Origin of the sequence: Oscillibacter sp., from assembly GCF_031978065.1 — a bacterium.
Classification (GTDB): domain Bacteria; phylum Bacillota; class Clostridia; order Oscillospirales; family Oscillospiraceae; genus Oscillibacter.
Map to the genome: position 1 here is coordinate 1 of NZ_DALZCH010000130.1, position 8315 is coordinate 8315.

Here is an 8315-nt window from a genome sequence, read left to right on the forward strand (position 1 = left end):
CCCGAAGATGCTATGCCCTGAACGGCAACCCCAAGCTGGTGCTAGACACCGCGGCCAACTGGTTGATCGGGCTGAACATAAGGGATGGTGAGGAACCATGAACACGCCGGATACAAACGATCTTCGTTTCTGGCAGCGGGTGGCAAAGCTATACGCACCGTTTATGAAAAGCTCCGGGCCGCTGTACGACAGAATTACCAGACGCTGTCTCCCCTATCTGTCTGCCGACATGGCCGTGCTGGAGCTGGCCTGCGGCAGCGGGCAATTGACCTTCCGGTTGGCAAACAGGGTTGAGCGCTGGGAAGCCACGGATTTTTCCGACAAAATGGTTGCCGAGGCGCAAAAGCGCGCTTCCCTGCCAAACCTCACCTTTACGGTGCAGGACGCCACGGCTCTGCCGTATCCCGACAGTTCCTTTGACGCGGTTCTCATTGCCAACGCCCTGCACATCATGCCGGAGCCAGATAGGGCGCTTTCGGAGATCCGCCGCGTGCTGAAACCTGGGGGCCTTTTGCTGGCCCCCACCTTTGTCTGGGCCGGGAACAGCGGGCATCGGCTTCGGGCAAAGCTCATGGATCTGGCGGGGTTCAAGGTGCTGCACCGTTGGAACGCTGCGGCTTTTTCAAAGTTTGTGGAGCAGCAGGGCTTTTCTACGCTGGAGCAGGATATTTTGCCCGGCGGCGTCAGCCCACTGTGCTGTCTGATTGCAAGAAAAATATAAAGAGGAATGCTTCATGGCACACCAAGCGGCCGGTCATGCCTATCAGGCGCTTGGAAAAGAAGCAAATGCCTACGACAGAATGATCACTTGCTCCGATGTCCACGGCCCAAAAGCGGGCAGGGCTGTTCGACCTTTCAAACGTCCGGTTTTTGCAGGGCGACGTGGGTTCTCTGCCCTTCGAGGACGGCAGCTTTGACCTTGTGCTGTCCTTGCTGATGCCCAGCTTTTCGCCGCGGATTTTATTCAGGTACTTAATGCGGTCGGTATAGATGCGCCCCGGCCCCATCGTATTCACCAAAATTCCATACTGGCCAAATTCACGCGCCATGGTCTTGCTCATCCCCACCACGCCCATGCGAAAGGTGTTGGACAAAATCAGGTTGTCCAGCGCACTTTTGATGGAGGAAGACGTGCTGTTCAAAATCCGACCCTCACCGGCAGTCTTCATGTACGGCAGCGCCGCGCGGATAGCGTGGATATAGCTGTGGAGGCACTTTTCGTAGCCGTCCTCCCAATCCTCCTCCGTCAAATCCTCAAAGCTAGCCGCTTTTGGCCCGGGACAGTGGTTAACCAGCGCGTACACGCCGCCCAACTGTGCAGCCACATCGTCAATCAGCTTCTTGATGCTGGCGGCGTCCTTTACATCATAGAAAAATGTATATGGGCGGTTCCCGGTTTCCTTCTCAATCTCCGCCTGGGCGGTTAACAGGTCTTCTTTATAAGCCTCCGCAGTGCAGATCACCACCTTCGCGCCCTCACGCGCCGCTTCCGCGGCGATTCCTTTTCCGATGCCGGCAGCGGAGGACAGGCAAACAACAACTTTATCTTTCAGTCCCAGCTCCATGAAAAAGCCTCCTTCATAAAACATGAAATAGTGTAAAAATTCGAGCACTCTTTATCTAAGCACATAAATCTCCCTGCTACTTGACTGGGGTTGCAACATGAATTTTCGGCCTTAAGGCCAGTCGGCAATGACGTCTGCCAAGCCGGCTGGCGTAACAGTTCCGTTTGCCAGTATGTCGATCAGGTCTAAAATGCGCTGGGCGTCTTTCGTCAGTCCGGGAGCCATGGAATATGTGTTCCTTCCCATTTCACTGATTCTTAGGCCATAGTTACTTGTATTCTCCGACCGCTTCTCCACCAAAACAAAATAGCGGAGCGTTAGGGGTTCTCCATTCTCCGTGTGAGTTTGCCGTGTCGTAATCAGGAACTCCTTCATAGCACTTACCTCCTCCAATATTCGGTAAAAATTCATCATAACGGATAGCCATGAATTTGTGTGAGGTAGTCCATCTATTATTACCGACTGACCTTTATCAATAACCGTTGAAAAGTGTTGGGACATTGTGTTTACTGGTGCTTTTATGTTTGCGAGGAAATAAGCGCTATTCAAAAATAGCAGCCAAACATTAAGAAGAGGGTAAAGTTTATGGAGAGAAGCATTTTTTGATGCTTCCCTCCAAATGAATGATCAGTCTTTCATTTTCGCAGGATCACCCATGAAGGTAATTCTGTTAGTACACAGCAATGCTAAACTGCCTTCGGGGAATCGTATCTAGTACCTCTTCCTTTTTTGTATGGTCCTCATAGAAATCAATGGGATCTATTCTCCAGAACTGTTTGACCCGCCGCATAAAAAAACCATTGAAAATACAAGTCGACAAAAAAGATAATTGTCAATATTTCGCGACTGAAGCTACATGGGATCAGAAAAAAGGAATTGGTGTTTGTGAGCGTATCCATCAATGATAAACCAATCCATGAGGATATATCGTTTAGGCCATTGCCTTCTGGTAAACAATAGGATCTGTGTTTTTTCTGTCCCCCCGTAAAATGTGGAATAAATTTATACTTTGTGGAGGGAAGCATCAAAAGGGCTTCCCTCCAACTGAATCATTGCATATTATCAGGCTTTGAAAACACTTGTACTGCCGTACAGCGTCTCGCTTCCGCTGCTGTCCTTTGCATAAAGCGCATAAGATACATAATAATTTCTACCGGAGATTCCTTTGAATCATAGGCACCGAAAATACTAATCCCATTCGCACGTTCTACGATGCTGATATCACCGTTTACTTCCGTGTTCTCCGGTGCCTATTTAGGAACCAACGGGATATCCGTAGCGGCCAAAACCGCCGCACGAAGCTCCCCAAACGGGTCATCGTTGGGAATAACAGACATATGGCTATCGTCCTCAGGAGTTTCTGCGGATATGAAGCCAAATGTTTCCGCCGTCCAGTCTGCCAGCGCTTGTAAAATATTAGCGTCAAAGGCTGACGCGGTACCGCATAAAATAACAATCAGTGCCGCGGCAATCGCGGCAATTCGAAATACACGGAGTCTTTTGGGAGGTCTTACCTTGTATTGGATCTAGTTAAGATGGTCAGATGAGTGCGATTCACAAAAATTGTCAGACACAAAAGAATTGAATTTCTCTTGATAATTTTCCTTAAAATCATTCCATGCCTTGTCCACATCCACACACTCTGCGGCGGATGTTTCGGCTTCTCTTTTTTGAATCACCTCCATGATTGCCATAATATAATCCACGTCCGGTTCGCTGCCGGATGATGCAACGAAATCTTGTAAAAGCAGCTTTTCCAATTCTTCCGTTGATAATTGCTCCAAAGGCGGATATAGTGCACTTTTATCATCTGGCATTCTCGCGAACCTCCTCTGTCATGTAATGTGGTCTGAAAGGCAAAAGTTCACATAAAGGTAAAAAAATTTTATTGTGATTCATATTCTCTTTGAATTCGCTCCTTGATCCGCTTAAGACGCATAGCCAACGCTGATTTTTTTAAATTGGTTTCCTCGCAAAGTTCAGCATAAGTAAAGCCATCCATATAAAACCGCTTCAACAGCAGATAGTCGTCTGTAGAAATAATCCCCAACAATTCTACTTTTAAGGAGAGTGTTCCGTCAGGAGCAGCCGAATCTTGCTCCGATATCTGTATCATCCGTTTTACCCAAAGTCTATCTTCGTTCAATGCTTCCAGCACCTTGTAATAAAGCGCGCGATAAAGCCAGCCGGTCGGAGATTTACTAGAAAACAAATCCTCCCGCGCCTCCCATGCAAATGTGAACATCTCCTGCACAACTTCCTCCGCTCGTCCGCTGACGGAACAATGCCAAAGGCCGTGACTTTGCAGGGTTGATTTCGCATAACGGAGCAAGCCGGCATATTCGATTTTATAAAGCGATTCGAACCGAGTTTCTTCCTCTTCCGTCCATGTCGTTTTCAAAGTTACGTCCCCTCTCCCATCCAATTTTGAAAGCTATCTTTGCTTTCCCGAACCAGCACTTCATGGCTGCAGGCAATCAAGAAGCTCCAAGAAATTTCCTCAGCAGCATTTTCTTGACCTTCATTTAAAACGGCAAGCAGACCTTTCACATACCGCCGTTCTATCGGAGACATTTCGCCAGTTAAGACATAGTCCGCGCGAATTTGAAGCGCCGTGCAAATTTTGATAATGCTGTCAACTCCCATGCCCTAGGTGACATGTTCAATACAGACATAAAAGGAGATCGACAGTCCGGTGGCTTCATCCGCTTTTTCCTGTGTTGGCCCATTTCCTTTCGTCTTTTGCTAATATATCTTCCTATCGTCACTTTCAAATCACAGCTTCTGTTGGACACAATACCACTCCATTCAATACCAATGGATATATTTTAGTTAGGTGGCTTCTTTTGTCGTTACATTTAGAATATATTTTATCAAATTCCCCATCTAAAAGAAACTGTTTTGGTAAAATTTACTTTTCCATTATTCTTATCAAAACTCAAAAAATGCGTTTCAATTTGAGCTGTGGACAAAGACCAAATTTTTCAGCACGCCACCAGTTTCAGGGTATAAAAACTCGCATATCTTTCAATACCCCTTCAATTCTGTTTTTCTGCATTTTCTGCCGACGAAACTACAATACCAAATCGGAATTGACACCGATGTTGGTGAAGCCATGCCGAGGTAATGATACTATTACAATCGCCCTTTAATTAAAAGCCCACTTTGTGTAAGTTCACAAAAAGGCTGTAAGAATTTTAATTTCAAATGGTGCAAACAGAAATAATAAATATGCGTATTGACAGAACTAAAGCAAAATGATATCATCCTATAAACATACATAGTTAGTATGTTATCTACGAGGGGGTGAATGTTATGAACGCAATTTTTGATCGTATGCTGCGCAGCAATTTCCGCTGTGGACGAATGTTGAATTCCCGGACCATCGGTATGGGCAAGTGTTTGGGCATTTCAGCCGGCCACTTGTTTTAGGCAGGATGATTGCCTTTTCGTACCATGAGTCCGGGAGTTTGTAAACCCCCGGCTTTTTTATATAAAAAAGCACCTGCGACCGCTGTGTGAAAGCAGCGTATCGGAGGAAACTCGAAAGGAATGAGAAGGGAAATTTATGATGGAGGAGAAACGGGTTTCCAAGAAGCAGGCAATTTCAAACGAACAGCTTCGCCAAATTCAGCGAGTAGCTGAAAGCATCGGTTATGGGTCAATTCATCTTGTGTTTCAGGATGGGGTTCTGGTGCAGATTGACCGAAGTGAAAAAATTAGAGTTTTATAAATAAGCTGATTAAATCGACTGGACATACCAGAGGTTTTACATAGCGGGAGTATCCCGATATGTATGCCTCTGTTTTTTTGACTCAAAACTTCGTCAATTACATGAGAGTATTCGCATAAATGGGGAAACTCCGGTGTCTCGCACCGGAGGAGATAGGAGAAGAATATGGCAAAGTGCAAACTCAGCTGTTCAGATTGCGCCGCGCTGGCGTGCCGGGCTAAAAGTGAGGAGAACTATCCAAAGTTTTGCCTGACAGCCGGTGCAGACCCCGAGCGGGTGAAAGAGGTGCTGGAAATTTATCAAAATGATGAGGAATCCGGAGAGATATCTCGGGTTTCAGCTTGTATCGAGGGTGAATTTTATGGTCGCCTGACCCGCGTGGAAGAGACGATTGAGTTCATCAAGCGAATGCACTACAAAAAGATTGGGATAGCATCTTGTGTGGGCTTAATGGGCGAGACGCGTATCTTTAGTAAGATTTTGAAAGCAAATAAGATTGATTATTATGTCGTGGGCTGCAAAGTTGGTGCGATTGACAAGAGCGAAATTGGCGTGCCGGACGAAAAGAAGCTGAACAAGGGCTGCGGACACGAATCCATGTGCAACCCTATTTTACAGGCCAAAACACTGCAAGCCGAGGGAACGGACTTTAATATTGTCATTGGTCTGTGCGTGGGGCACGATACACTTTTTTTGAAGCATACTGCCGCCCCCACCACGGTCATGATTGTAAAGGACCGCGTGCTGGGCCACAACCCCGTGGCGGCTCTTTATACAGCAACTTCAATGTATTCCCGTTTTAAAAAGGAATTGAAGCTTTAAACTTGAGACGCCGCCGCGTAGCTTGCTTGAAAGTTATTAAAATTTTAGGAGGAGACCCAATGTTAAGAGATGCTCGGGCCATCGCCCAACGAATTTCGGAACAAATGGAAAAATCAAATTTAGACGCGCTATTGCTCACTGAGGCCGGTAGTCTTATGTACGCTACCGGGTATAAGGTCCGCTGGGGCGGCACGCTGGGTGTTGTGGCACCTGATGGCACTGTAACGCTGATTTGTAGTGAATTCAGTAAAGACTCGATTGCTGACGTTGTAGACAATAAGTTTGTGCGAATCGTGTCCTATCCCTGCTGGATTTTCATTGAAGATTACGCGACTCCGGGAGAAGTGAAGGAAGTGCAGCCAGACCCTGACGCGATTTTTCGAATCGCGCAGAGCTATATTCCAAAAACGTCCGGCAAACCTCGCATCGGTATAGAATCTCAAAGCCTAAATTATCTCCAGTATCGGTTTTTGGCGAACGCTTACGGTGAGGATGCCCTTATCAATGTGGGCCCGGTGCTGCGCGAGGCAGCCGCCATCAAAACACCTTGGGAAATTGACGTTCTGCACCGCAATGCCAAGGCCTCGCAGACGGCCATGCATAAGACGGCACATAATACGCTCCCGGGCACGACAATGGCAGAAATATTTGATATGTTCACCAAATATTCTGTTGACGCGCTGCCGGGCACGACCTCAATCTCTCACGCACACACCATTGCGCATAAATTTACGCCAACGACGATGCCGGGAGCTTTTGAGGTGAAGCTGGGCGATTTGGTGAGACTGGACGGCGGCCCTAACGGTTTAGGGTATAACTCCGACTTGGGCAGAACCTTTGCGGTGGGCGGAGCTTGCAGCGACGACAAAAGAGAAATTTTCGAGGCGCTGTGGGCAGGACATCAGTACCAGCTTGACAATATTAAGCCCGGTGTCCGTATGTGCGATATCTTTGAGGGCACCGACCACGCAATCAAGCGGTTCGGTTTTATGAATGATTACGGTTATACCCGGGGCCATTATGGGCATTCGCTGGGCTGTGCCATAGGGGCGGAGGAATATCCGTTCATCGCCCCGAACGAAACCCGTGTCTTTGAGCCCGGAATGGTTTTCTGTATCGAAACGCCCTATTACAGCTCAAAGCACCACACCTATAATATTGAGGATACAATTTTAATTACCGAAACAGGTTTAGAGCCATTTTCATCCGCGCCGCACACGCTGTTTTATTAACCAAACTCAGATAAACTTTGAAAGAGTGACTATTATGAAAAAAATGATTTCCACTGCCGCACTGCTGGCGACTGTCCTTTTGACCACAACCGCCTGCTCGAACAGCGCCCCCGCTTCCTCCTCACAGGTACAGGAACCAAATGAGCCGACTGTTATTCGCTTCGGCGCACGCCAGGACTATAATGGCATTTCTTACATTGATGATTCGGGTAATCTGACCGGATATGACATCGAGGTTATGAAGGTCATTGACGAGAAACTGGAGAACTACGTTTTTGAATATGATGCCGTTGGGCAAGAAGCGCTGCTGACAGGATTGGAAACCAAGCAGTATGTCGGTGCAATTGGTGGATTTTTCTGGAGTCAAAAGCGCGCCGACGCTTATTTGTTCCCTCAAAATAACATTGGCGCGTCACTGGCCTGCCTGCAGGTGCGTAAGGAGGATGTTGGTAAGCTTGTGACATTGGAGGATCTTTATGAACGGGGCGGAAAGCTTGTTCCTATTTCCCCCATCAGCGGAACCTACGGCGTTGTCGTGGATTACAACAATGCCAATCCCGATAAGCAAATTGAACTAGGCACCATTGAGTGGAACTCTGTGGGTACCGAACAAATCAGCCAATGGATTCACGATGGCGTGTATGATGCCAATGTTTCGTTGGTGAACGGCTGGGATCTTGCACTGGAACAGGGTGTCAACACCTTTGATACCGGCATTGACCGCGACCAGCCGTTTACTTACATTAAAAGCTATACACTTTTTGCAAAGGGACAGGAAGCCTTTGTTAAAGAATATGACAGTGCGCTGAAAGCACTGTTGGATGACGGTACAATATCGGAAATTTACAAGCGTTACAATGGGTTCGATTTTCTTACCCTTCAGCAGTCCTGATACATTCACGGTACCGGGTGGAGGGTACCGCACACATAGACTGCATACAGCCTATGTGTGCGGTATTTTCC

At 47.3% G+C, this 8315-nt stretch carries 10 protein-coding genes and 1 pseudogene; 6 read left to right on the forward strand and 5 right to left on the reverse strand.

The window, feature by feature from the left end; genetic code table 11:
- Window positions 1-97 precede the first annotated feature (97 nt).
- A complete protein-coding gene (locus RTK01_RS14710; RefSeq protein ID WP_312281693.1) occupies window positions 98-721 on the forward strand; it encodes a methyltransferase domain-containing protein in 624 nt (207 codons plus the stop codon).
- A 95-nt stretch (window positions 722-816) separates the two neighbouring features.
- The gene (locus tag RTK01_RS14715; protein ID WP_312281701.1) at window positions 817-990 is read left to right on the forward strand and encodes a class I SAM-dependent methyltransferase; all 174 of its coding nucleotides are present in this window, start codon (window positions 817-819) and stop codon (window positions 988-990) included.
- Here the strand turns inward: RTK01_RS14715 and RTK01_RS14720 are convergent.
- From RTK01_RS14720 to RTK01_RS14740, 5 genes and pseudogenes are all read right to left on the reverse strand, one after another.
- A pseudogene (locus RTK01_RS14720) lies at window positions 975-1589 on the reverse strand (SDR family NAD(P)-dependent oxidoreductase); the annotation flags it as partial. The gene RTK01_RS14715 and the pseudogene RTK01_RS14720 sit on opposite strands and share 16 nt — an antisense overlap.
- An 87-nt stretch (window positions 1590-1676) precedes the next feature.
- Entirely contained in the window at window positions 1677-1940 is a 264-nt protein-coding gene (locus tag RTK01_RS14725; protein ID WP_312281694.1) for a DUF6514 family protein, read from the reverse strand.
- Between the two features lie 1151 nt (window positions 1941-3091).
- Window positions 3092-3382 (reverse strand): hypothetical protein, encoded by a 291-nt coding sequence (locus RTK01_RS14730; RefSeq protein WP_312281695.1) that lies wholly within the window; start codon window positions 3380-3382, stop codon window positions 3092-3094.
- 68 nt (window positions 3383-3450) lie between these two features.
- Window positions 3451-3966: a sigma-70 family RNA polymerase sigma factor gene (locus RTK01_RS14735; protein ID WP_312281696.1), complete on the reverse strand. Its 516-nt coding sequence runs from the start codon at window positions 3964-3966 to the stop codon at window positions 3451-3453.
- Between the two features lie 2 nt (window positions 3967-3968).
- On the reverse strand, window positions 3969-4115 hold the full coding sequence (locus RTK01_RS14740; protein ID WP_312281697.1) for a hypothetical protein: 147 nt from the start codon (window positions 4113-4115) through the stop codon (window positions 3969-3971).
- Window positions 4116-5133: 1018 nt separating this feature from the next.
- On the opposite strand from RTK01_RS14740, the gene RTK01_RS14745 reads away from it, so the two are divergent.
- The 4 genes from RTK01_RS14745 to RTK01_RS14760 all read left to right on the forward strand — a co-directional run bounded on the left by RTK01_RS14745 (window position 5134) and on the right by RTK01_RS14760 (window position 8244).
- Window positions 5134-5298, forward strand: coding sequence for a YezD family protein (locus RTK01_RS14745; RefSeq protein WP_294853826.1), 165 nt, complete (start codon window positions 5134-5136; stop codon window positions 5296-5298).
- Between the two features lie 165 nt (window positions 5299-5463).
- Entirely contained in the window at window positions 5464-6120 is a 657-nt protein-coding gene (locus RTK01_RS14750) for a DUF1847 domain-containing protein (protein WP_312281698.1), read from the forward strand.
- A 59-nt stretch (window positions 6121-6179) separates the two neighbouring features.
- Entirely contained in the window at window positions 6180-7352 is a 1173-nt protein-coding gene (locus RTK01_RS14755) for a Xaa-Pro peptidase family protein (protein WP_312281699.1), read from the forward strand.
- Between the two features lie 34 nt (window positions 7353-7386).
- Entirely contained in the window at window positions 7387-8244 is an 858-nt protein-coding gene (locus RTK01_RS14760; protein WP_312281700.1) for a transporter substrate-binding domain-containing protein, read from the forward strand.
- The last annotated feature ends 71 nt before the right edge of the window (window positions 8245-8315 follow it).

Excerpts from the sequence above, each read along its gene's own strand:
- RTK01_RS14745 (WP_294853826.1), top strand. The coding sequence starts at position 5,134 with ATGATGGAGGAGAAACGGGTTTCCAAGAAGCAGGCAATTTCAAACGAA.
- RTK01_RS14725 (WP_312281694.1), bottom strand. The coding sequence starts at position 1,940 with ATGAAGGAGTTCCTGATTACGACACGGCAAACTCACACGGAGAATGGA.
- RTK01_RS14750 (WP_312281698.1), top strand. The coding sequence starts at position 5,464 with ATGGCAAAGTGCAAACTCAGCTGTTCAGATTGCGCCGCGCTGGCGTGC.
- RTK01_RS14730 (WP_312281695.1), bottom strand. The coding sequence starts at position 3,382 with ATGCCAGATGATAAAAGTGCACTATATCCGCCTTTGGAGCAATTATCA.
- RTK01_RS14760 (WP_312281700.1), top strand. The coding sequence starts at position 7,387 with ATGAAAAAAATGATTTCCACTGCCGCACTGCTGGCGACTGTCCTTTTG.
- RTK01_RS14715 (WP_312281701.1), top strand. The coding sequence starts at position 817 with ATGTCCACGGCCCAAAAGCGGGCAGGGCTGTTCGACCTTTCAAACGTC.
- RTK01_RS14710 (WP_312281693.1), top strand. The coding sequence starts at position 98 with ATGAACACGCCGGATACAAACGATCTTCGTTTCTGGCAGCGGGTGGCA.
- RTK01_RS14755 (WP_312281699.1), top strand. The coding sequence starts at position 6,180 with ATGTTAAGAGATGCTCGGGCCATCGCCCAACGAATTTCGGAACAAATG.